The organism is Corallococcus sp. CA054B (assembly GCF_003611625.1).
In the GTDB taxonomy this organism is placed as follows: Bacteria; Myxococcota; Myxococcia; order Myxococcales; family Myxococcaceae; genus Corallococcus; species Corallococcus coralloides.
The window spans coordinates 1-24749 of the sequence record NZ_RAVY01000106.1 but is presented as its reverse complement, the minus strand read 5'-3'; the positions used below and the strand labels follow the sequence as shown (position 1 = coordinate 24749).

At 72.5% G+C, this 24749-nt stretch carries 12 protein-coding genes; 4 read left to right on the top strand and 8 right to left on the bottom strand.

The features are described from left to right. Positions 1–3 precede the first annotated feature (3 nt). Entirely contained in the window at positions 4–3933 is a 3930-nt protein-coding gene (locus tag D7V80_RS24000; protein WP_120590372.1) for a bifunctional serine/threonine-protein kinase/formylglycine-generating enzyme family protein, read from the bottom strand. A 128-nt stretch (positions 3934–4061) separates the two neighbouring features. Here D7V80_RS24000 and D7V80_RS23995 point away from each other — a divergent pair, with 128 nt between their 5' ends. Next, on the top strand, positions 4062–4994 hold the full coding sequence (locus tag D7V80_RS23995) for a sigma-70 family RNA polymerase sigma factor (RefSeq protein ID WP_014394912.1): 933 nt from the start codon (positions 4062–4064) through the stop codon (positions 4992–4994). 1 nt (position 4995) lies between these two features. Here the strand turns inward: D7V80_RS23995 and D7V80_RS23990 are convergent, their stop codons facing one another. From D7V80_RS23990 to D7V80_RS23975, 4 genes are all read right to left on the bottom strand, one after another. Then, positions 4996–6093 (bottom strand): ADYC domain-containing protein, encoded by a 1098-nt coding sequence (locus D7V80_RS23990; protein WP_120590371.1) that lies wholly within the window; start codon positions 6091–6093, stop codon positions 4996–4998. A gap of 65 nt (positions 6094–6158) precedes the next feature. After that, positions 6159–11387, bottom strand: a complete 5229-nt coding sequence (locus D7V80_RS23985; RefSeq protein WP_120590370.1) for a hypothetical protein — start codon at positions 11385–11387, stop codon at positions 6159–6161. Positions 11388–11485: 98 nt separating this feature from the next. Then, positions 11486–12628 (bottom strand): hypothetical protein, encoded by a 1143-nt coding sequence (locus D7V80_RS23980; protein WP_233585668.1) that lies wholly within the window; start codon positions 12626–12628, stop codon positions 11486–11488. A gap of 232 nt (positions 12629–12860) precedes the next feature. Further along, positions 12861–13841 carry a ChaN family lipoprotein gene (locus tag D7V80_RS23975; RefSeq protein WP_120590368.1) on the bottom strand — a complete coding sequence of 327 codons (981 nt, stop codon included), beginning with the start codon at positions 13839–13841 and terminating at the stop codon, positions 12861–12863. A gap of 362 nt (positions 13842–14203) precedes the next feature. Here D7V80_RS23975 and D7V80_RS23970 point away from each other — a divergent pair, with 362 nt between their 5' ends. Next, a complete protein-coding gene (locus D7V80_RS23970; RefSeq protein ID WP_199738836.1) occupies positions 14204–17182 on the top strand; it encodes an ATP-binding protein in 2979 nt (992 codons plus the stop codon). Positions 17183–17190: 8 nt separating this feature from the next. Here D7V80_RS23970 and D7V80_RS23965 read toward each other — a convergent pair whose 3' ends face one another. The 3 genes from D7V80_RS23965 to D7V80_RS23955 form a co-directional block, all read right to left on the bottom strand. Then, on the bottom strand, positions 17191–17613 hold the full coding sequence (locus D7V80_RS23965) for a hypothetical protein (protein ID WP_120590367.1): 423 nt from the start codon (positions 17611–17613) through the stop codon (positions 17191–17193). A 202-nt stretch (positions 17614–17815) separates the two neighbouring features. Then, entirely contained in the window at positions 17816–18316 is a 501-nt protein-coding gene (locus tag D7V80_RS23960) for a hypothetical protein (protein WP_120590366.1), read from the bottom strand. A gap of 86 nt (positions 18317–18402) precedes the next feature. After that, positions 18403–20430, bottom strand: coding sequence for a YgiQ family radical SAM protein (locus tag D7V80_RS23955; RefSeq protein ID WP_120590365.1), 2028 nt, complete (start codon positions 20428–20430; stop codon positions 18403–18405). Between the two features lie 348 nt (positions 20431–20778). On the opposite strand from D7V80_RS23955, the gene D7V80_RS23950 reads away from it, so the two are divergent. Both D7V80_RS23950 and D7V80_RS23945 read left to right on the top strand, forming a co-directional pair. Next, a complete protein-coding gene (locus D7V80_RS23950) occupies positions 20779–21933 on the top strand; it encodes a hypothetical protein (RefSeq protein WP_120590364.1) in 1155 nt (384 codons plus the stop codon). Positions 21934–22146: 213 nt separating this feature from the next. After that, positions 22147–24749: DEAD/DEAH box helicase (locus D7V80_RS23945; protein ID WP_147447199.1), on the top strand; the 2603-nt coding region annotated here is incomplete at its 3' end.

Below are 24749 nucleotides of genomic sequence, written 5' to 3'. Positions count from 1 at the left end.
GCGTCAGCGCGGGTCGAACGAAGCACAGACGCGCACGCCAATGCGCACGTCCCGCGCGGTCGCGTCACCGGGGGACAGGTCGGCGCTCGCAGCGACGAACGAGTCGTAATACCAGGAGCCTCCCCGGAGCACGACGCTGCCGAACTCCGGCGTCACGGAGCGCGTGAGCTCGTACGCGTTGCCCGCCATGTCCCGCAGGCCGAACGGGCTCACCGACGCGGGATGCGTGCCCACCGCGTCTGGCCCGAAGGCCAGCGGCCGCCGGTCATACGTCGCGTCGATGTTGGCGTCGTCGGGCTGGAGCTGGTCGCCGTGGGGATAGCGGCGGCCGTCCGCGCCCCGGGCCGCGTACTCCCATTCGTGCTGGCCGCACAGGCGCGCTCCCGGCAGCCGCTTCGTCCGGTGGAGCCAGTAGAAGTAGCCCTCCAGGTCCTGCGCGGAGACGCCGGACAAAGGCAGCCGCTTCCAGTCCACGCTCGCGTGCCGCGTGCGCTCCGCGTAGAGCAGGGGCTCGCCTTCCTTCGCGGTGCGGAACTCCTCGCGGGTGCGATGGAAGGTGAAGACCCAGCCCGTGCCCTGCCGCCACCGCAGCGTGATGGTGCCTCCGTCGCCGAAGTGCGGCTGTGCGAGGATCCTCCTCGCGGGCGCGTCCGGTGGCAGGTCCTCCAGGTAGGTCAGCCAGTCTCCGAACGTCACCTCGTCGCGGCCCACCAGATAGCCGCCGGTGAGGCAGTAGCGATGCATGGGCGGGCTGAAGGTGAAGCGGCGCACCACCTCCGGCTCCGCGCTGCCCAGGAGGAAGCAGCCCGGCGGGATGTAGACGTAGCCTTCGGGCACCTGGGTGGGGAGCGTGAGGCGCAACGCTTCACGGGCGCCGTGCGTGAGGAACACCGGGACGTCCAGGGGCACCCGTCCCGGCTGCGTGACGTGGAGCAGGTAGGAGCCTTCCGGGAGGACGAAGCGCGAGCTTCCGGTGGCCGGCACGGCTTCGCGGCGGAACGGCCCGTCGCTCCGCAGGACGCGCGTGATGGACACGCGGGCTCCTGGCGGCGTGCTTTCGAACACCAGCTCCGCGGGCTCGTGGAACCGCCGCAGGGAGGCCCCGCCCTCCTTCGCTGAGTCCACCTCCTGCTCCAGGCGCTGGAGCCACGCGTCGCGCTCGTGGCGCTGGTGGAACGCTTCCGCGAGGAGGACGCGCTCGGACAGGACCTCCGCGATGAGCCGGCGCGTGTCGGGATGGTGGCGGTCGCGATCCAGGCCGCGCTCCAGGCTCCGGCTGGCGCGGGTGAAGGCCGCTTCCGCCTTGTCACGCAGGGCGAGCGTCTCCGTCCAGCGCTTCTCCGCGGCGCTGCGCAGCCCCGTGGCATCCGTCGCGGTCTCCGGGCCCAGCGAGGAGGGCGGCCGGCCATCGAACATCGCCAGCGACTCCTCCCGGCTCGCGAGCGCCCTCGCGGCGAGGGTGCGCCCCGAGGCCAGCGCCTCCTTCGCGGTGCCCAGCTCCGCGGCGATGAAGCGCGAGTCCTCCAGGTACGCCTGGAGTCGGAGCCCGCCATACGACGCGAGGACGGCGAGCGCGAGCACGAGCGCGGTGAGCCCCCGTCCCCAACGCGCGCGGCGCACGGCCCGGTGGGATGCCCGGAGGAAGGCCTGCTCCCGGCTGCCCAGGGTGGCGGGCTCCAGCCCCCGCACTTCATCCAGCTGGCGCTGACCCCAGAGGGCCTCGCTGGCGCGGCGCAGGCGGTCCCACTCCGCGCTGGCCGCCTCCACGCGCTTGCGCAGCACGCGGTGCCCGATGTCGTCGTCCAGCCAGTCGCGCAGCGTGCCCCAGCTGGAGATGAGCGACTCGTGGGCGATCTCCCAGCGCGGCAGGCCGCTCACCGTGCGCGTGTGCAGCAGCCGGCCTTCCACGAGCACACGCAGCGCCGCGCGGGACACTTCATCCGAGGCGTCCGCGAGGTCCTCCGCGCCACGCTCGATGCGCGTGCCCTCCGCCGTCACCAGCTGGAGCAACAGCCGCCGCGCCGCCGCATGTTCCGCGGGGCTCATGCGCGCGAGCACGCCGTCCGCATGCCGGGACAGCGCTCCGGCCACGCCGCCCATCGCCTCCAGCGCCGAGCGCGTGATGCGGCCCCGGGCGGCGTCGCGGCGCTCCCACAGCTCCGCGAGCGCGAACTGGAGCAGCGGGAGGCTGCCCACGCCATGCGCCGTGGAATCGACGAGCGTCCGCACCAGCTCCGGCGACTCGAAGGCCACGCCCCGCGCGCGGGCCGGGCCGATGATGGCCTCGCGCACGCCCTCGGGCGACAGGGGCCGGAGGATGTAGAGCGCCCGCTCCGCCTCCTCTCCCAGGCCCGGGAGCGCGCACAGGCGCGTGAGGAAGTCGCCGCGCACCGCCAGCAGCACGTGCACGCCCGGTGACGGCAGGGCCAGCTCTCCCAGGAGGCGGGCGAAGTGCGCGGCCTGTCCGGGGTCGGAGAGGGTGAGCAGCTCCTCCAGCTGGTCGACGAAGAGCAGCAGCCCCCGCCCGCGTCCATGCGTCTCGCGCAGCGCCTGTCCCAGCCAGGCCGGCGTGTCCGTGAGGGCGGTGACGAGCTCTGCTTCCCTGCGCCCCAGCACCGGCGCGAGCGCGGCGGCCAGCGCTTCGAGCGGGCGATGGCCGGGCCACAGCGTGACGACCTGCGGCTCGCGTCCGTCGCCCAGGTCCCCGGCCGCCACCCGGGGCAGCACGCCCGCGCGGCACAGCGAGGACTTGCCCGTTCCAGAGTCGCCAGCGACGAGCACCAACGGCCGCGTGCGCAGGCGCTCCAGCACGGCGCGGATGTCGCCTTCGCGTCCGAAGAAGAGCGCCCGGTGCTCGGCCGCGAACGGCGCGAGCCCCCGATAGGGATTGCCAGCAGCCAGCGGCGCGGGCGCGATGGAGCGCTCCAACTGCTCCAGTGATTCGCTCAACGCCTCCGCTGAATTGAAGCGCTCCAGCGGATCCACCGCGAGACAGCGCTGGATGAGGGCGGCGAAGTCAGGGTCCACCTCCGGACCCAGCGCGGCGCGGGGCGGGGTGTCCTCGGGCTTCCGCGAGGCACGGCGGGGCACCTGGCCCGTGCACAGCTCATGGAGGATGAGGCCCAGCGCGTACAGGTCGCTGCGGGCGGAGGCCGGGCCTCCGGTGAGCACCTCCGGCGCCAGGTAGGGCAGGGTGCCCACGAGCAGCGGCGAGCCGGACGCCAGCTCCGCGCCCACCTCCAGGCGCTCGGCGAGGCCGAAGTCGAGCAGCTTCACCTCGCCCTCGCGCGTGACGAGCGCGTTGGAGGGTTTGAGGTCGCGGTGCAGGACGCCCTGCCGGTGCGCCGCCGCGAGCCCCCGCGCCAGTCCCACGCCCAGGGACAGCACCCGGCGCCACGGCACCGGCAGGGGCAGCTCCGCGAGCGTCTCGCCGACGACGTACTCGGAGACGATGTACGGGTGGCCATCCACCGCGCCCACGCTGAACACGCTGACGATGTTCGCGTGTTGCAACCGCGCGAGCGCCCGGGCCTCCGTGGTGAACAGGTCGCGGAAGCGCTCATCCGGCTGCGCCGCCGCCATGAACTTCACCGCCACGCGCCGGTCCAGCGACGTGTCGTGCGCCAGGTAGACGATGCCCATCCCGCCCCGGCCCAGCGGGCGCTCCAGGCGGAACGCATCGAACGACGGCGGCGGCGTCCAGGGCTCTGGCTCCGGCGGCGGCAGCCGGTCCGTCTCCCTCTCGTCGGAGGGCTCTGGGTCCTCCACGGACGAGCGCTGGATGCCGGGCGTGAGCGTGGCCAGCATGCCCCGGCACTCGTTGCAGCCCGCGGCGTGGCGGTGCACCTGCGCCAGCGCCTCATCCGTCAGCTGATCCTCGAGGAGCTGGACCAGGATGTCGTCGGTCAGACAGCTGGAAGGGGGCGCGCTCACGGAGTGGGGACCTTCACGCTAGCCATGCGGCGCGCGGCGTTCAATGACACACGCGGACACGGCACCTCGCACCGTGCGAGCGGCGTGCGTGGGGGGCGGGCAGGGGCGCGGCATGGTATGGCGTTGCCATGTCCCAGGTGTCCGCACTGGCCACGACCTTCCTCTCGCACACGAAGACGCGCTTCGTGGCCCCCTCGCCGGAAGCGCTCGCGGAACTCGACGCCCTGCTGTCTCGCGCCTGGGAGGACGCGCAGGCCCGCTGGCCCGGCGTCCCGCTGTCCGCCGAGCGCTTCGTCACCCACGTCGCGGAGCGGCTCCCCCCGGCGAGCCCCACCGCGCCCATCGCGCCGCTCGTCTCCGCCCTGTCCCTGCCGGAGCTGTACCTGGCGTGCGCGTGCCTCCAGGGCCACTCCGTCGCGCTGGAGGCCTTCGAGCGCCACTACCTGGCCCGGCTGCCGGAGCGGCTGCGGAGCCTGCGCCAACCCGACGCGATGATCGACGAGGTCCGCCAGCGCGTGGGCGTGAAGCTCCTGGTGGCCAACGCGGGCCACGCGCCCGCCATCGCGGACTACACGGGGCGAGGGGGCCTGTTGAGCTGGGTGGTCGTCATCGCCAGCCGCATCACCAACAAGCTGCGCGGACAGGAGAAGCCCTCCACGGAGGACGACGCGGAGGAGCTGTTCAAGGCGCTGCCCGCGCAGGGGCTGGACCCGGAGCTGGACGTGATGAAGCGCCGCCACCACGCGGCCTTCCGTCAGGCCGTGAGGGAAGCCGCCGCCACGCTGTCGGCCGAGGACCGCCATCTGCTCCGCCTCCACTTCGCCGACCGGCTCTCCACGTATGAGATGGCGCCGCTCTTCCGCGTCAACCAGTCCACCATCTCCCGCTGGCTGAAGCGGGTGCAGCAGCAGGTCTACACGGAGACCCGGCGCCGCCTGCAGGAACAGCTGGGGCTCTCCACGGAGGACTTCCAGAGCTTCATCGCCTTCGTGGACAGCCAGCTGGACCTGACCTTGAGCCAACTGCTCGACGAGAAGCGCGAGCCTCCGTCCGAAGGCTGAGCTACTGCACGCGCGCGGGCTTCGCCCTCGGGGGGCCATAGGAGAGGTTTCGCAGCAGCGCGGCCCCGGGCTTCACGTCGCCCCGGCGCACCGTGCACACCTCTCCGTCGGCGAGTGCGTCGCCCGTATCCGCCTGGAAGCGGCCGGGGCACTCCTGGAGGATGCCCTCCAGCGCGCGGCCGTCGCGGGTGCGGGAGAGGCAGGTGGCGCCGTCGGGTGCCCAGGCCGCCTCGAAGGACCCCTTCGCCGGGTCCCACTCGCGGGTCACCTCCGTCGCGCGCTCCAGCACGCCCAGCCGGTCGTAGATGTCGATGGTGGTGTCCTGGCGCGTGTGGCTCCGGCCGTTGCCGCAGTAGTCCGCGCGAGCCAGCCGGGTGCATGCCTGGTGGAGGCCGGCCAGCGACTTCCCGTCCCGGGTGGCCCAGGGCGCGTAGCCCCAGAGGATGCACTTGGAGATGGCGCCGTTCTCACACGCGAAGGTGACCCGGTCCGCCGCGTCGGCGTGGGCGCCGCTCGCGTCCCACACGCCGCCCACCGCCAGGGCCCGGGGCGCGGGAGAGCGGTCCAGCGCGACGCAGGGGTTCTCCCACTCGCGGGCCACCGGGTTCCAGGCCTCGATGCGGTAGAAGACGCGGGTGGGGTCATCCGCCGCGGGCTCCGCGCCGCAGATGGCCACCTCCACGGGCTTGCCGTCGCTGGCGGTGCCCTGGAGCACGGTGCCCACCACGTCGCTGGCCGTCGCCCCGGCCTCCGGCGCGGGGACCGCCCACAGCCGGCCCTGGTCGAAGCGCAGCGCCTTCACCCCGTCCTCCGCCTGCCTGGGAGCGTCCAGCGCCACGGAGACGAGCACGCTGGTGCGCTCGTCCGTCGGCTTCTCATCCCAGCCGCGCTTGGTGCCCCACAGCATCGTCCCCTGGGGCCGGGCGATGCGCTGGGCTGACTGGGACTGGCACCGGCGGGCGTAGCGCTCGGCGTCGGTCGGGCCGCTCACGGACCGGGTAGGGGCGGGCTTCGGGGCGGCGGCCGGCGGCGCGGCCTGCCCGCGCGAGGACAGGAGCAGGAACAGGCATACCGGCAGGGTTCGGAAGGACGCGTTCATCGCTTCCGATGAGCCCCCGGGCCCGAAATCGATGCACGGAATCCGTCCGCCCCCCGCACGGGCCGTCAGTCCCAGCCCCGCAGCTGGACGCGCACGCGCCGCAGCAGCAGGTCCCATTCCTGGCGCTTCAAGGTCGCCATCACGCGCCCGGTGACGATGGTGAGGCCGGTGAGGGTCATCACCAGGAAGCCGATGCGGTGGTCCCTGAGGCCCGCGTCGAGCAGGTTGGCCACCACGTCCAGGAGCAGGAACAGGGTCCCCAGCGCCAGGTAGGCGCGGATGCGCAGGGCCATGCCCACCGCCACGCCCAGAAGGCAGACAGCGCCGAAGACAATCGCATACGTGCCATCCTCGGACTCGCCCAGGCTGGCCGTCAGCTTCGCCGCCGCGGGCACATACAGCAGCAGTCCGCCCAGGATGCGCACCACGTTGCGCGCCGCGTGCGGGAGGCTGGACGTGAAGAGCTGGCCCATCATCAGGAGCAGCAGCCCGAGCGGCGCCAGGTACACCTCCAGCCCCTCCAGGCCGAACGCGAGCGCGGCGATGAGCAGCGCCAAGTTGCAGGCCGCCGCGGCGAACGCGCCGAACATCCGGCTGCGCTCCACCGCGCCCAGCGCCGCGTACAGCAGGCCGGAGCCTCCCGCGAGCAGGGCGGCATCGCCCGTCGCGTCGCCGGGGAGGATGAGCGCCACCGCGATGGGCAGGAGCGCCGCGAACCGCCGCGTCGCCCGCTCCACGGGACGCACGCCCGCCCTGCGCGCCAGCACCGTCACCCCGACGAGGACGAAGCCCAGCGACAGCGCGAAGAGGGCGTCATGCTCGGGGCGGAGGCCCTGCGCGTACAACCCTCGCACCAGCGCGTAGACGCCCACGACGGCGAGCTGCACGAAGTAGACATGGCGGCCCGTGTGCTCGCGCCACGCGGCGTGCAGGGACACGCCCACGGCCAGCCCGATGGCCGCCAGCGCCACGGGCAGCACGTCCTCGGAGGCCTGGCCTCCCACGGCGACGGCCGCGAGCAGCGCCGCGCCCGCCACCAGCCACAGGTCGCGGCCCCAGCCCATGCCTCCCGCGACGTCACTCCGGCGGCGGGACGTCACGCGGCGGGTGACGTGGAGGGCCAGCGCGCTCCCCGCGGCGGCCAGCGCCAGCTCCGCGCCGGACCGGGTGAAGAGGGGCAGGTACGTGGGGTCCCAGGGAGCCCTGGCCTGCGCGAGGAACGCCAGCCCCGTGGCCACGACCGCGCCCCCGGCGACCATCGTCCCGAGCCCCGCGATGAAGCCCGCGAGCGCCCCGCGCCACTGGAAGCCCGCCACGAGCAGCGCCGCCGAGAGGAGCCCCAGCGTCAGGGGGACGGCGAAGGACATCAGCCATTCGCCCGTCAGTCCCGAGAGCATCTCCATCACGAGGACGGGAACGGCCATCGTCGAGGACGTGTGCCCTTCGACGGCCAGCGCATACACCGTCGCCGCGATGAAGTAGGGCAGCACCGACAGGTGGGCACGCAGTCGCGTCCGGCCCTCGTCGTGGCCCCGCCGCTTCGCGAGCCAGGGGGCGACGACCACCACCCCGAGCCCCAGCAGCGCCAGCGTGGGGCCCGGCCACGGCTCGAGGTGCGGCATCAGGTGGGCCAGGGCATGGACGAGCAGCAGGAGCCCCAGGCCCACCACGCCGCGCCCACGCCCTCGCGCGCCCCCCACGAACAGCACGGCACCGGTGGCGAGGACGAGGTCCGCCGCGAGCACGCCGGGCTGGAAGAAGGCCGCCACCGCCACGAGAACCACGGCCGTGAGCGTCTCCCGGCTCAGTGCATCGAGGAACGGGCCCGGGCGGTCATCCGTGCCCAGGGACAGCAGCCGCCGGAAGAACGCACGTCCCGCGTCCACGCGGGCCACCGCGACCGCGAACACCGCGTAGACAAGGCCGGCGGCGGCGATGCCCGCGAACCCCTGCTCCCACAGGAGGACGTGGGTGCTGCCCGGCGGCATCCAGGCGTCCGGGTGCAACCATCCCAGCGAAGGGCTGATGAGGTGCTCCGCCGTGGCGCGGATCCACTGCCCGTCGGGAGGCCGCAGGGCCACCAGCGGGCTCCCGAGCAGCGACTGCTGCGCGGCCCAGAGCGCGGCGCCGGGAAGCCCCAGCACGAGCCCCCAATGCGCCAGGACCCGCGAGCGGAACGAGGCCGCGAGCAGGATTGTCAGCAGCGCCGGCCCCAGCACCAGGAGCGGCGGCACCAGCCCCAGGGCGCGCGACGGACCCGGCAGGCCCACGACGACGGCCGAGCGCAGGAGCAGCACGGCCAGCACCGCCACGCCCAGGTGAGGCACCAGGTGATACAGCGACCCGTGCTTGGGGCGCTCCAGGCGCTGGGCCACCCACGGCCCCACGCGACGCAAGCCCAGCGCCAGGACCCACAGCGCGATGCCGATGAGCGGCACGCGCCAGGCGGACACGTCGGGAGGAAGCGGCCGGCCCGCGCGATTGACGGCGCCGGTGAGCGCGATGAACCCGCCGCTCAGGGCGAGCGTCACCACCGAACCCCGCATCTGGAACACCACGAAGCCACGCGACACGAACGCCAGCAGCGCCCCCGCCGAGAGCAGCACGCCCGCGAGCAGGGCCACCGGACGCTCGGCGCTGTCGGGCTGGGCGACCCAGTGGATGAGCGTGATGACCGCGAGCACCGCCTGCACGAGCGCCGCGCCCGCGAAGCCATCCGTGAAGAGCGGCCGTCCCCGAGCGCCGAACGGCAGCGGGAAGACATCCAGCAGCCGCCGGCCCTTCACCGTGTCGAGTCCCGGGCCGCGAAGCATCGCGAAGAGCGCGAAGCCGAAGGCCAGCCCCGCGGCCACGAGCGCGGCCCGAGCTGAAGCGAAGTCGGAGACCGTGCCCAGGCCCTGAGACACCGTGAGCGCGAGCCCCATGGCCGCCACGAAGCCGACGAGCCGGCTGCCATCGCGCCGGACGCGCAGCAGCAGCACCGCCGTGGCCACCGCCGTGGGCACGCAGGCGAGCACCGTCGAGAAGGGCTCCGCGACCCCTGCGAGCACGTCCGGCAAGGCGGGCGCGACCCCCAGCGCCCGAGCCACCCCGAGCGCGGCGATGGCCAGCGACAGGTCCTCCAGGGGCCGGAACGCGTCCCGCAGGCCCTGGCGCTCCAGCCACGCCGACTGCGCGAGCCCGCCCAGGCCGTAGAGCACCGCCGCGAGTGAGAAGACGCCCAGGCTCGCCGCGCTGGACGCAAGCCATGGAGTCCCGTCCACGGCCGAGAGCGCCCCGAAGAGCAGCGCGACACCGCCCAGATAATGGAGGCCCCGCCACTTCCACCGCCCCGCGAAGTGGGCCGCGAACGCGATGACCGCCCCCGTGTACGCCTGCGGCCAGGGCGCGTTCGTCCCCTGCGTCCACGCCAGCACGGAGAACGCGGGCATCGTCGCCAGCGAGACGACGACACTCCACGCGAGCATCCGGGGGCGCAGGACGCCGGAGAGCGTCACGCGCGCCAGGAGCATCAGCCCGGAGGCCACCGCCGCGACACCGAAGCACCACCACGCCGGATCGTCCGGTGCCTGCACGCGTGCGACCAGTACCCCCGCGAGCAGTGAGGCCATGACGGCTGGATGCACCAGGGCCCGCCGGCGGAACTCCAGCAGGAAGAAGACGAGCGCGGCCAGCACGGGCGCGCAGATGGATGCCGTATCCACCCAGGCGTCCTCACCCGGGAAGACCGAGAAGGCGCCGAGCGCCCCCGCGAGCGCGCCGCTGGCGACCACCGCGTGCGCCAGCGTCTCGAACACCGGGGCCGCGCGGGGATGCGCCGCCCGGACGGCCTCCGAGGACGCCCCCACCGCCACCACCGCGCCCAGCGCTACCGCCCACAGCACGAGCCCCGTGAACAGGGGCGCCCCGGGCTCCAGTGCATCGAACCCGGAGGGGCCGCTCGCCACGCAGAAGACCACCAGCCAGAGCGCGCCATAGAGCGCGGCGCCCACCCCGGCGAACGAAGCGGAGCCCGCCCGCGCCCGCCGCGGCGATGTCTCGACCGCGCCAGCCTCCGCTGCCCGCGATGCTTCGAGCGCCCCTTCGCCCGCATCCGCCGCCCGCGCCTGCCACGGCGAGGCCTCGACCGCGCCAGCCTCCGCTGCCCGCGATGCTTCGAGCGCCCCTTCGCCCGCAGCTGCTACCCGCGCCCGCCACAAGGACGCGCCGAGCGCCACCACGCCCGCGAACGCGCACAGCGCCCGCAGCCAGGGCGCGTCGTCCCAACCCATCAGCGGGAGCCCCGCCAGGAGCGACGGGAACAGCGCCACCGCGAAGGTCGTGGCGGAAGCCCCGGGCCATAGCCGTCCCGCGGCCCGCAGCGGCAACAGCGCGATGGCGGTGACGCCAAGCGCGGTGGGAACGCCGACCCTGGGCGTCAGCGCCACCAGGGCCGACAGCGCGATGAACACCACCGGCAGCAAGCCAAGCCCGATGCCCGCGAGCACGCGCCCCGCCGACCGCGAGCGCCGCGCCAGGAACGCCCCCAGCCCGATGAAGGCCGCGTGGTAGCCCAAGAGCGCGCCCGTGACGATGAGCTGCCGGGGCACTCCCCCCAGCGCCCGCCACGCCTCGCGGACGCCCATGAGCGAGCCGCCCAGCACGAGCACCGCGCCGAGGAACCACCAGATGTACTCGTTGAAGCGGGGAGGGTTGTCGCCTTCATCAAGCGCGATGACCGCCTCCAGCCCACTGCCTCCCAGCGAGTCCAGGTGCCCCCGCCCGAACAACGCCTGCCCCGACCCCAGCGCCGAACCCAGGTCCTCCTCGCTGGAGGACTCGCCCTCATCCGGCGCCACCACCACCCGCCGCCGCGCCGCCTGTTGTTCCCGCTCCGCCCGCGCCGTCTCATCCAGCGAGTTCGCAATCGAGGCCAGCCACCCCGGACGCCACCCGCCCGCGCGACGCAGCGAATGGGCCACGTCATCCGCCCAGGCCTCCACGCGCGCCGCGGAGTCGAGCGCCGGTTCCACCGGAACCGGAACCCCCACGGCCTCGGGCGCGGGCACCTCCACAACGCTCGCGACCGCTTCGGCAGGCGCCGTGAGCGAGGCCTCCAGCCGCTCCGCCGTGGCCGCGTCCAGCAACCCATCGAAGCGCCAGTGCTCGATGCGCCGTCGCATCCGCGCCAGCACGAAGTCATCCAGGTGCCGCCCGGCGGCGGGCACGAGGGCGGCACCGCATTCCGGGCACAGGGGCCCGGAGTCTGGCGCGCGCGGTTCCGTACAGGCAGGACAGAGCATGGGCGTCAGCATACCGGGTCGCTCACACCCGGAGTGCCGTCCCTGGAGACATTGTCACTTCAGGGAGCCCGGCCATGGCCTCCACGGCCGGGCTCCCCGCCACGCCGGGACTACAGACCGTCGTGGTAGCACCAGCCGGTGGTGCGGTCGTAGCCGCCACCGGACAGCGGGTAGTTGATGAAGCCCAGCTCCTCGCCCGGGCCGCACTCCGACCGGGCGCGGGCGTAGGGCTGGCACTTCGTCTGGCCGTTCAGGCTGACGCACGCGCCGCGCGCCCCTTCCGTGCCGCAGAACTCGGCGTAGCTCTTGGTGCACGTCTCACCAATCAGGGCGGGGTCGAAGTCGAAGCCGAGCGGCTCCAGGACCGCCTGCTCGATGCACGTGCCGTAGACGCCGCAAATGGTGCCCGTGGGGCAGCCGGGGACCGCCGCCATCGGGTCGCACGTCTTCAGGCACTGCCGCTCATCCGTGAACAGGTCCGAGCACGCGAAGCCCTCCGCGCAGTCCGTCGTCGCCGGGTGGTTGGCGTCCGCCGCGGGCGTGCGGGTGCAGGCCGCGCCCTGCGTGCCCGTGCCCTGCGACTTCTCCAGCGTGCCGTCATCCGCGAAGTAGTTGTCCGCCACGCAGGTGTGCCCCGGCACGTTCGCCGTCCACGAGCCCTCGCGCGGGTCGCAGCCCATGGGACGCACGGTGTTCCAGGTCGCGTAGCGGATCCACTTGCACTCGCCACCCGGGACCACCGCGCTGCCCTTGTAGGGCGCGCTGAGTGGCGCCGCGTTCACCGACTCGCGCAGCGTCACGTTGAAGAGCACGCCCACCGACTGCTGCGGCGACACCTTGAGCGCCAGCAGCAGGGCGCCGGTGTCCGCCACGAACAGCTTCTGGCCCGCCGTGCCCGCGTCCTGGTAGCCGTAGACGCACTGCTCGCAGGTGAAGGTGTTGGCGCCGCCGGCCGCCAGGTCATGCACGCCCGTCGCCGTGTTCACGTCCAGCCGGACGAACGCGGTGTCCTTCAGCGCCGGGTCTCCCAGGCCGTTGAACGTGCCCTGATAGGTCGGCTGACCGCCGTACATCACCGGCGTCAGCTGGACGCCGTTCGACAGCGCGCCCATGGTGATCTCGGTACACCCCGCGGGTGGGGTGAGCTCATGCGCCTGCTGCTCCAGGACCTTCGCCTGCTCTTCCTGGTCGGGGGCTTGCTCCCGCGGCTGGGGCTCCACGGCACAGCCCGTCAGCGCCAGCAGGGAAAGCACGGCGCTCCAACGCCACGCACGAAACCCGAGGCTTCGAGTCGTCATTGTCATTCTCTTGGATTGTGGTTCAGGCTGTCAGGGGGGACGACAGCCGATCCGGGGAACCCGGATGAGGTATTGATTACGCGAGGATGTCTTGGATTGACAATCCCATTCGACATTGCGACGGGATTGTTGTTGGCGTGAAATCCGTTGCGTATGGGATGGAATCAGTCCGGTGAAGCACCCGGTGCTAGGGCTTCTTGTTGCGCTCCCGCAGCGCCTTGCATGGATCGTCCTCCGGCATGGCCGGCGTGAACCAGACGTAGTCGTAGGGCAGGGCGGTGGCGCCAACGACAGTCGCGAAGTCCTGGGGGTTCAGCGCCTCCGGTGACACCTCCAGCAATGCCACGCTCAGGACGGTGACGTCCTTCACGCGGCGCTCCAGGTGCGCGGGGACGCCCCGGTCCTTGCGGACGTGCCCATTGCCGGTGATGAGGACCGCGCCGTCCGCGGGCACGGTCTCCAGCAGCCGGTCCGCCATCATCGCGTCGCGCGCCCGCTGGGCCAGCGCCATGGGCTCCAGCATCTCCTGCGGAAGCTGCCCGCAGTGCGAGCGGTCCAACTCCTCACGGACCGCCTTCGCCTCCGCTTCGGGCACGGGCGCTTCCAACCCCAGGCGCGAGCGCAGGTCGGAAGGGAGTGCCTCCGGCCCCTTCATCACCAGCTCCCGCACCTGCGCGCGGGGCAGGTTGGCGGCCACGATGGGCAGGCGCGCCTGGAGGCCCGCGGTGAACACGGGCTCATAGAGGCTGAACGCGGGCCAGCCGCTGTTCGCCCAGTCCACCGCCTTGGCCAGGCCCTCCACGTCCTCCGGATGGGCCTTCAGCGCCGCGTCCACGGCGGGCTGCTGCGTGACGTCCAGCATCTCGAAGGCGAGCGCGGGACGCTGACCGGAAGCCGTCTTCGCGCGCACCAGCTCCGCCTGGAGCCGGTGATGATCCGGGTGGTCGTGCCGTTCGCCCAGGAGCACGAAGCGCGCGGGCACCACGGCCGCGCGCAGGGCGCTCTCGTCCACGAAGCGGCCTCCCGCCACGTCCCAGATGCGCCCCACCAGCGGGTGGTCCCGGTGCAGCGTCGTGGCCCACTCCCGCGCGGGAGGAGGCGAGGGCTGCTGCTTGCTGGCGCAGCCGAGGGACAGCGCGAGGGCGAGGGCGGTAGAGGTTCGCGTCATCCCGTCATCTCACCCAGAGCGCGCGGGGATTGCCCGTCTGAAAGCGGCGGGACCCTCGCTCCCGGACACTGCGTCCGGGGGAGCCGCCGGCGGTGGCCCGCCTGCCCCCGTGGGGAATCAGTGGGCAGGTTCACGGCTCTACCGCTGAGAAGCCCTGCTCGGTAGGCGACGGAAGGGGCCGTCCAGGCGGAATCCAGCGTTGAAGTGGGGAGAGCCGCTGGCTACGTCCACACCTGGTCACCTCGTCCACGCGTCCAGCACCCCTCGAGTCTCCCCTGAGCCGTCCGCCGAACGTACAGAACGCGCCGCAGCCGGCGGAAGCCACGGGGGCCGCGCCGCGTCCGGAGGGATGGCTGGAGTCGTTGCGCGGCGGCAGCGTGATGGGGCGGCTCATCCTGGAGCGGGACTGGTCCGGGACGCCGCTGGGGCCCATCGCGTCGTGGCCTTCGACGCTGCGCACCGTGGTGAGCATGTGTCTGACGACGCGCTTCCCCATGTTCATCTACTGGGGACCGGAGCGCGTGCAGCTCTACAACGACGCGGGCATCCCCATCATGGGCGCCAAGCACCCGGATCATGCACTGGGGCCGCTGCGCGACGTCTTCCCGGAGCTGTGGCCCCAGCTGGGGAGCATGTTCGACGAGCTGGAGCGCACGAAGCAGGCGAACTGGGCGGAGAGCCAGTCACTGCCCATCCAGCGGGGTGGCTTCGCCGAGGAGGCCTACTTCACCTGGTCCTACACCCCGGTGCTGGATGACGACGGCACGGTGGTGGGCTTCTACACGCCGGCTTTGGAGACGACGGGCCAGGTGCTGGGGCAGCGGCGGTTGCGCACGCTGCACCTCCTCACCCAGCGCGCGGGCGGCGCGGGCTCCGTGGAGGAGGCGTGCCGGGCCGGCCTGGACGCCCTGGCGGAGAACCCCGCGGACCTGCCCTTCACGTGGCTCTACGTCACGGACGCAGGGGGGACGCGGGCCTCGCTCGTGGGCTCCACCGGCATGGGCGCCCGGAGCGCGGCGGTGCCCGCGCACGTCGACCTGCGCACGCCGGAGGAGGGAGGGCCCTCGGGAGGGCTCCTGTCTCCAGTGGCGAGCACGCGCCAGCCCTGGCGGGTGGACGACGTGAGCGGGTGGCTTGGTGCACCGCTTCCGCCGGAGGCCGCGGAGCCGCCCCGGCCCGCACTGGTGCTGCCGCTGCCGCACGCGGAAGGGGACCGCGACCTGGGCTTCCTGGTGGTGGGCCTGAGCCCCTTCCTGAACGCCTCGGGGGAGTACCGGGGCTTCCTGGAGCTGGTGGCGGGGGCCCTGGCCACGGCGGCCTCCAGCGCCCGCGCGCGGCAGGAGGCCGTGGAGCGGATGGAGCGGCTTTCGGCGCTGGACCGGGCCAAGACAGCCTTCTTCAGCAACGTGAGCCACGAGTTCCGCACGCCCCTGACGCTGATGCTCGGGCCCGTGGAGGACGCGCTGACGGACACGGCGGAGCCGCTGGCGCCGCGTCTGGCGGAGCGGCTGTCCCTGGTCCAGCGCAACGCCACCCGGCTGCTCAAGCTGGTCAACACGCTGCTCGACTTCACCCGGGCGGAGGCCGGACGCGTGCGCGCGGCCTTCCAGCCCACGGACCTGTCCGCCTTCACCGCGGAGCTGGTGAGCCAGTTCGAGTCCATCGCGAAGCGCGCGCAGCTCACGCTCACGCTCGACCTGCCGCCCCTGGCGGAGCCCGTCTGGGTGGACCGCGAGATGTGGGAGAAGGTTGTCTTCAACCTGCTCTCCAACGCGATGAAGTTCACGTTCGAGGGCGGCGTCCACGTCCGGCTGCGCGCGGAGGAGGGCAGCGCGCGGCTGACGGTCCGGGACACCGGCAGCGGCATCCCGGAGGCGGAGCTGCCGCACATCTTCGAGCGCTTCCACCGCGTGGAGAACGCCCGCTCGCGCAGCCACGAGGGCAGCGGCATTGGCCTGAGCCTGGTGCAGGAGCTGACGAAGCTGCACGGCGGCACCGTGGGCGTGACGAGCACGCTGGGGCAGGGCACGACCTTCTGTGTCGCGGTGCCCCTGGGCAACGGCCACCTGCCGCGCGAGCAGCTTGTCCCCGAGGGAGGAATTCCCACGCACTCCGTCGCGCGGAGCGCGTCCGCCTACGTCGAGGAGATCCGCGGATGGCTGGCGCCGACGGGGCTGGAGGATGGGGCGCGAGCGCTGGAAGGAGTGAAGGCCACTCCGCTGCTGCCACCCATGTCCGCCAGGGTGCTGGTGGTGGACGACAACACGGACCTGCGCACGTACATCACGGGGCTGTTGGACGCGTCGGTGACGGTGGAGACGGCGGAGGACGGCTACGCCGCGCTCCAGGCCATCCGTGCGCGTCCGCCCGACCTGGTGCTGAGCGACGTGATGATGCCGCGCCTGGGCGGCTTCGGCCTGCTGCGCGAGCTGCGCGCGGACCCCCGGCTCCGGGCCATCCCGTTCGTCCTCTTGTCCGCTCGCGCGGGCGAGGAGGCCTCGGTGGAGGGTTTGGAGGCGGGCGCGGATGACTATCTGGTGAAGCCCTTCTCCGCGCGCGAGCTGGCGGCGCGGGTGCGGACCCAGCTGGAGATGGCGCGGGTGCGCCGGGAGGTGGCGGAGCTGTCGGCGCGCGAGGCGGTGCTTCAGGACGCGGTCCGCGTGCGGGACGAATTCCTGTCGGTGGTGAGCCACGAATTGAAGACGCCGCTGGCGGGCTTCCGCCTCCAGTTGGATCTCATCGAGCGGGGGCTGGGGCCGGGCGTGCACGCCCGTTTGGGCGAGCGGCTCCTGTTCACGCGGCGGCAGGTGCATCGTCTGGCCACGGTGGTGGAGACGCTGCTCGACATGTCCCTGCTGTCCTCGGGGCCGGTGCGCCTGAACGTGGAGGACATGGACCTCGCCGCGCTGGTGACGGAGGAGGTGGCCCAGGCGCGAGAGGAATTGTGCCGGGAGGGCTGCGAGGTGACCGTGCGCATCGCGGGGCCGGTGCGGGGACGATTCGACAAGGCGCGCCTGGAGCAGGTGGTGCAGGGCCTGCTGTCCAACGCGTTGAAGTACGGCCCGGGCAAGCCGGTGGAGGTGCACGTGGAGCAGGTGGGCCCGCACGCGCGCCTCACGGTGGTGGACCACGGCATGGGCGTGCGTCCGGAGGACCGCGAGCGCATCTGGAAGCGCTTCGAGCGCGCGGTGTCCGTGCGCAACTTCGGAGGCCTGGGCCTGGGCTTGTGGATCGCCCGCCAGGTGGTGGAGGCCCACGGCGGCAGCGTCGGCGTGTCCGAGACGCCAGGAGGCGGCGCCACCTTCACGGTGTCACTGCCCCTGGACGGCCCGCGGGCCTGAACGCGCGGTTACTTCGCTTCGGGCGCGAACGCGTCGACCGGTACGGCGCTGGTGCATGCGACGAGCGTGCCGGACCCGGCTTCGCCCGTGCATGCCGAGATCCTGAGCAGGGGGTTGTTCGGGTAGCTTCGGTCACAGACTACGGAGGTCCCCGCACCATTGGAATTCCAGCAGTACGTCGTGGACCCGGTATTGCCGTTGTAGATGCGCGCCACGGCGGAGTGGCCATCCGCCGCAGTGTCCCGGACCGTGAAGGAATCGCTGGTGGAGTTGTACACCACGGTCACGCCAGTGCCGGTGATGGTCGTCACCAGGCTTTGGGTGACATTGCCCTCCGAAGGAGCCTGAGAATCGCTCTCCTCGGGCATCCCCCCACAGCCGAACAGCAGCCCACTCACCATCAACGCCAGCGCAGGAATCGAACGGGTCATCGGTTTCCCCTGAGTCTGTGAATGCGGGAGCGCATCCACAGACAAAAGGGATAGTTGGCTTTTCATGTTATGTCAAACTAGTCTCGAATTGCTGCTTTGGGTATATCTTTGCGGCGGCCCTGAAGCAGCAAGGCCCGCACTCTCCGTGGTGGAGAGGCGGGCCTTGATGACAGGCATTGGCTGTCTGACTACGGGCAACCCGCTACTTGGAATCCACCACCAGCACCATCCACCGGTCGGTGGCGTGGTCGATGCGCAGGTTGGCGGCACCGGCCTCCTGGAGCTGCTGCACCACGCGCTCCAGGAACTGGAGCTGCTCCGCGGACGCGTCCACGAACACGTTGCGCGAACCCGGGCCCTTCGCCTTCGGCTTCTTCGCCGGCGCCGCACCCGCGTGCAGCTCCGGAGCCGCCGCGGCCTTCAGCAGCGTCCCCGCGTCCTCCGCCGTCACCTCGGCCCGCTCGTCCTGCACGTCCACGTCCTGCTCCTCCTTGGGGGCGGCGACCGGAGCGGCGGGCTGCGAGGCCAGCTCCTTCTTCGCCTGTTCGCGCAGCTCGTTGAACGTGCGCAGGTTGATGGTGGCGCCGAAGCGGTCCTTGAAGCTCTCCAGGGCGTCCTGGCGGCTCAGGTCGGGCTGGTTGCGGAAGAGGTCGAGCAGGAACGCGTGACGCTCCTGCGACTGCTCCTGGGAAGTCCTGGGCATGGTGTCGGGCTCCGGCGGTGTGGCCGCTCGTAAAAGGCGGCGCACCCTATACCCGAGCCTCCCCCCGGAGCGAAAGCCGGGGCCCGCTACCGCCCGCGAGGGCCCGGACGCGGCGTGCGGCCCCCACCCCGAGGCCCGGACGGACGCGGCTGCGCCGGACGGGGCCACGCGTTCGTCGCCAGGCCCTCCTCGGAACTCGAGCCCTCCGAGGCACGGCGCAGGCGCGCCGCCTCCGCGGCGGACTCCGGCGGCACCAGCGCCTTGGGGCCCCGGCCGATCAGGTCCTCGCGCCCGGCCAGCTTCAGCGCCTCGCGCGCCAGCGGCCAGTGCTCCGGGTTCCAGTAGAGCAGGAGCGCCTTCTGCAGCCGCTTCTCGCGCAGGCCCTTCGCCGTGTACACGGGCTCCATCTTCAGGGGATCCAGGCCCGTGTAATACATGGCCGTGGCCACCGACATGGGCGTGGGGATGAAGTCCTGCACCTGGCGGGGCCGCTTGCCCTTCTCCTTCAGCCACTGCGCCAGCATCACCATGTCCTCCAGCGTGGAGCCGGGGTGGCCGCTGATGAAGTAGGCGATGTCGTACTGCTCCTTGCCCGCGTCCTCGCTGGCGCACGCGAACATGTGCTGGAAGCGCTCGAAGCTCTCGATGCCCGGCTTCTTCATCTTCTCCAGCACGCGCGGCGACACGTGCTCCGGCGCCACGGACAGCTGGCCGCCCACGTGGTGCGCCGCCAGCTCCTTCACGTACTCCGGCGAGCGCTCCGCCAGGTCGTACCGCACGCCGCTCGCGATGAAGACGTGCTTGACGCCCGGCTCCTCGCGCACCTGCTTCATCAGCGAGATGAGCGGCCCGTGGTCCGTCTGGAGGTTCTCGCACACGCCCGGGTGCACGCAGGACAGCTTGCGGCAGCGGCTCTCGATGTCCTCGCTCTTGCACTTGAGCTTGTACATGTTCGCCGTAGGGCCACCCAGGTCGGTGATGGTCCCCCGGAAGTCCCCCATGCGCCGCAGCTCGCGGACCTCGCGCAGCACGCTCGCCGCGGAGCGGCTCTGGATGACGCGCCCCTCGTGCTCCGTGATGGAGCAGAAGGTGCAGCCGCCAAAGCACCCGCGCATCAGCACCACCGAGTGCTTCACCGTCTCGTAGGCGGGGATGGGCTCCTTGTACATGGGGTGCGGCACGCGGTTGAACTTCAGGTCATACAGCTCATCCATCGCCACCGTGCCCGTGTCCCCGGGCTTCTGTCCGGCGCCGTCCTCCAGCGGCCGGGCGGGCGGGTTCATGTAGATGGCGCGGTTGCCGTGGCGCTGCGCGATGGCGCGCGCGTTGCCGGGGTTGGTCTCCAGCTGGAAGTCCCGGCTCATCACCGCGAAGGCGCGCGTGTCCGCCACCACGTCCTCATAGGAGGGCAGCACCACCACCTTGCCGTGGTCCGCCGCGCGCTTCGCCGGGTCCGCCTCCAGGGCCTTCATCGCCGCGTCGTTGATGAGGTGCGCGGTGCCCCGGATGTCCTTCAGGTCCTCGATGCGCTCGCCCCGGTTCAGCCGGTCGGCGATCTCCCAGATGGGCCGCTCGCCCATGCCGAACACCAGCAGGTCCGCCTTGGCGTCGAAGAGGATGGAGCGGCGCACCTTCTCGCTCCAGTAGTCGAAGTGCGCGATGCGCCGCAGGCTGGCCTCGATGCCACCCAGCACGATGGGCACGTCCGGGAAGGCCTCGCGGCAGCGCTGCGCGTAGACGATGGAGGCCCGGTCCGGCCGGCAGTTGGTGCGTCCGCCCGGGCTGTACTGGTCCTCCGAGCGGTTCTTCTTCTGGGCCGTCAGCCGGTTGAGCATCGAGTCCAGGTTGCCCGCCGCCACCCCGAAGAAGAGCCGGGGCGCCCCCAGCGCCTTGAAGGGCTCCGCCGAGTGCCAGTCCGGCTGGGGGATGAGCCCCACCTTGAAGCCCCGCCCCTCCAGGAAGCGCGCGATGAGCACCGGCCCGAAGGCCGGGTGGTCCACGTAGGCGTCGCCGCTCACGATGATGATGTCGCACTGCTCCCACCCCCGGGCCTGCATGTCGGCGCGGGTGACGGGTAGGAACGGGTGGGCGTAGCGAGGGGTGATGGAGGCCATGGGCTTGAGTCCCCTCAACAGCGGGGGAGGGCCCAACCAACCCCATCAGGGCGGGCGCTGTCCACTGCGACGGCCGCCTGCCCTCCTGCGCCCCGAGGGACCGGCAACCCGCCAGGTCGTCCAAAACAGACGCGGAGTGCTCCCTTTCTCGACTCCTTGCAAAGGCAGACAGCAGGGTCATTGGGGCGCCAACGGGGTGTCTATGTATACCTGGACCTGGGTACATCATTGCCCGTATTGCTAGAAAAATCCGTTTGTGGCAGAGAATTGCTCACGGGCCGGCTGTCATTGTCTGGCGTCAGGTCCGCTCCCCCCATCCCGGCCACGCCCGTCTCATTGGAGAGAGTCATGTCCCTGCGCCGTCCGTTGTCCCTGTTCGCCTCCCTGCTGATGCTGGGTGGCTGTGGTACCGAAACCCTGGAGGAGGGCGCGGCGCCGGGCCAGTCCAGGTCCGCGCTCGAGGCGAAGCACACGGGCATCGACCTGGCGGTGGCGGAGGTGGGGGTGTCGTGTGACGGCGACGTGCTGACGGTGACGGGCGTCATCCGCAACGCGGCGCCGACGGGCATTGATCCGTCCATCGCGGGCATCTACGCGGGGAACCCGGCGGAAGGCGGGACGCTGCTGGACACCATCGACGTGCCCTGGCTGGTGGGGCAGGAGCGCTACCCGTTCTCGAAGGTGGTGACGGTGCCGGAGGGCACGCAGCAGCTGTACGTCGTCGCGGACAACTTCGGCTTCTATCCGGAGGACGACGAGACGAACAACACGGCGACGGTGACGCTCTCGCCCGGCGGCGGCTGTCTGGTGAACCAGCCGCCGGTGGCGCTGTGCAAGAACGTGACGGTGTCGGCGAGCGCGTCGTGCTCGGCGGCGGCGTCCATCGACGATGGCTCGTATGATCCGGATGGCTTCCCGCAGTCGCTGAGCATCACGGCCAGCCCGGCGGGTCAGTACCCGGTGGGCACGACGCCGGTGACGCTCACGGTGTCGGACGGGATGGACTCGGCCACGTGCTCCGCGACGGTGACGGTGGTGGACGATGCCGCGCCGGTGGCCGGGGCGAGCAAGAACCTGGTGCTGGCCCGCACCCTGGGCGCGGACTACAAGACGGTGACGCTGGCGGACTGCGCCCAGCCGGCGACGGACACCTGCGGCGGGACGCTGGACCTGCAGCAGTCGGCCTCCATCATCCGCGTGGAGTCGGATGAGTCCGAGGACGCGCTGTTCAGCCTGGCCCTCTTCAAGTGCCAGGACATCAAGCTGAGCGCGGACCGCAAGTCCGCGCAGCTGCGCGCGGAGTCCAGCCTGCTGGGCAACGGCCGCGTCTACACGATGGTGTACTCGGTGGCGGACGCGTCCGGTAACGCGACCATCGGCACCTGCAAGGTGAAGGTGCCCAGCCCCCTGGGCATCCTCTCCGTGGGCCTGGGGCCCAACTACTGCCAGGGCGAGGGTTGCCCCGCGGGCACGGGCAACGGGCTGCTCTGCCCGCTGCTGTAGTCCCCGCGAAGGTCCAAGGCGGTGAATGACGGCCCGGGTCCGCGAGTGTGCGCGGCCCGGGCTGTCGTGCGTGAAGGGGGGCTTCACCGGTGGTGCAGGCGTGCGAGGGGCCCGCGCGTGCGTTGACGCAGATCGCTGCCTCCCCTAGCTTGGCCGGCTCCCGGCACCGCCCCTTCCCGAGGTGAGGAAGGGCCCGCGCCGCGAGCACCCCGTATGATGCGCAGGACGGACGAGGAGTCGGGTCAGGGGGAGGCGCCGCGGGACGAGCGTGCTCCGGATGACCTCATGCCCGTGCTCCGCGTGGAGTACGACACCGACGTCCAGGAGGGCCACACCGCGCCCGTGCTCCGGGTCCGCTCGTCGTGGCCGCCGCAGGAGTCGGAGGAGCCCGCGCCCAGGGTGACGGAGGTGAAGGGCAGGGCGTCCGCGAAGGCGAGGACGCTGACCTTCCGGGAGCTGGACTCCGCGGCGCTGGCCTTCATGCCCGCCTCCCACCGCGTGAACCGCGCAGTGCCCGCGCGTCCCGCCGTACCGCCTGACGCGGGCGTGGCCGATGACTCCGCGCCGTCGCGGGAGCCCTCGCGAGCGGCGGGAGCTGACGCGGCCGAGGCGGAGCCCGTCGCCACTGGCGTATCGCTGGAGGACACCGTCGAGGCGGATGCTCCTCGCTCGGCCGGAGCTGACACCGCCACGGCGAAATCCGCCGCGGCCCGTGCGCCGAACAACGAGGCGCTGGTGACGCCTGGCGTGAGGCCCTTCGACTCGGACGCCGGTCCGGGAGCGTCGAACGGCCGCGCGCCGAAGCCGCCCGCGCCGGACCTCACCCGCGTGGCCGACGTGGCCGACGCGCGTCCCCCGGAAGAAGCGCCGGCCCGCGATGTGTCCGCCTCCGGCGACGTCACCCCCGCGGAACGCGAGGCCATGCAGGCCGCCGTGTCCTCCGGGCGCCGCCGGGAACAGTGGGTCGCCCCCACGTACCTTCCGGAGGACCTGCGCGACGCGCTGGTGGCCGAGCGCAGCCAGTACCGTGCGCAGCGGATCCAGGAGGCCCGCGAGGTGGGCCTGGCCGGGCCCGGCGTGCTGGGACTCGTGCCCGTCCCCGCCGCGGATCCAGACTGGTCCGGCGGCTCGCTGCTCGGCTTCCTGGGCGAGGAGCTGGTCTTCGCCGGCAACATCGTCCACCTGGACTTCGAATCCGGCCGCGTCTTCGCCTCCTCCGACTCCGGCGAGGACCTGGACCGCCGCGTCCTCTCCTGCGAGCGCTGGTGCTACCGGCCCTACGACTTCGCGGAGGCCCTGTGCGCCGCCGCGGCCGCCTACGAGGACCGCGTCTCCGACCTCTCCAACGCCCTGGCGCGCGCGAAGGGCGAGCTCCTCCCGTCCACCCCGTCCCCCCGCGACGCGGAGCTCATCCCCGTGGACCGGCTGTGGCGCCAGCCATGGGGCAGCATCTGGGGCCCTCCCGGCACCGGTAAGACGACGGCCGTCGCGGACCTCATCGCCCGCGCCCTGCGCGCCTACCCCCACGAGCGCATCCTCGCGGTGGCCCCCACCAACCGCGCCGCGGACGAACTGGTGATGCGCGTCAGCGCCCTGCTGGAGCGCGACCCCATCCCGCTGCGTCCCCTGGCCCGCAGCATCTTCCGCGGCGGCACCGGCGCCAGCGAGTCCCTCCACAAGTTGCCCACCGTGGCGCTGGAGGAGAACAAGACGAGCAAGCTGCTCAACACCATCCAGCAGCGCGAGCGCGAGCTCACCCTGGAGCGCTCCCGGGGAGGCCCCGCGCCGGAGCTCGCCCGCATGCAGGCGGAGCTGCGCAGCTTGCGCGGCCGCGTGAAGGACCCCACGCTGAAGGAAGCGGAGAAGGGCGAAAGCCCCCTCATGGTCCTCACCGTGCACCGCGCCCTGCGGCTGGTGTCGGAGCTGGAAGGCGAGGAGACCTTCCAGCGGCTCGTGGTGGACGAGGCCGGCATGGTGACGCGCGCGGCGACGGCGCTGCTGGCCCCGCTGGCCCGGCAGGTGACGCTCGCGGGCGACCCCAAGCAGATCGGCCCCGTGAGCCGCGCGGCGGAAGGGGCGGGGAAGGGCACCCAGACGTGGCTGCGCGCCAGCGCCCTGTCCCACCTGGAGGACGCGGTGAAGGACGCGGAGCGCCCGGACGTGCTGCTCCTGCGCACCCAGCACCGCATGCACCCGGACATCGCGAAGGTGGTGAGCCACTTCTGCTACGGCGGCGCGCTGGAGGACGGCGACCTCGTGAAGGACCGGGCCCAGAAGCCCGCGCCCGTGCCCGCCTTCCCGTCCCGCGCGATGTGGCTGGTGCTGGATGGCCTGAGCCGCGACACCCGCCGCCTCACGCATGGCCGTGGGGAGACGGGCTCCGGCTACCAGCGCGAGCTGTCCGCGGAGCTCGCCGTGACGCTGGCCCGCCAGGCCGTGCGCCTGGGCCTCACCGTGCTGTGCGTGACGCCGTACCGCGCGCAGGCGGCGCTCCTGCGCAAGCTGGGCAACGCGGCGGGACTGCGCCACGACATGTTCAGCGCCTCCACCATCCACCGCCAGCAGGGCACCCAGTACGACGTGGTGATGGTGGACACCGTGGCCGGCGGCCGGCCCTTCCCGCCGCACACGCTGGTGCCCATCCTCAACGTCGCCGCCAGCCGCGCGAAGGAATACCTGCTGGTGCTCGCCTCGCGCGCGGAGGCCCGCGCCTCACCCGTGCCCGCGCGCTTCCTGTCGCTGCTCCCCCGCGTGCGCGTCCACGCCGGCACGCCGCCGAAGCTGGAGCTGCTCGCCACCCAGCCGCGTCCCCCGCC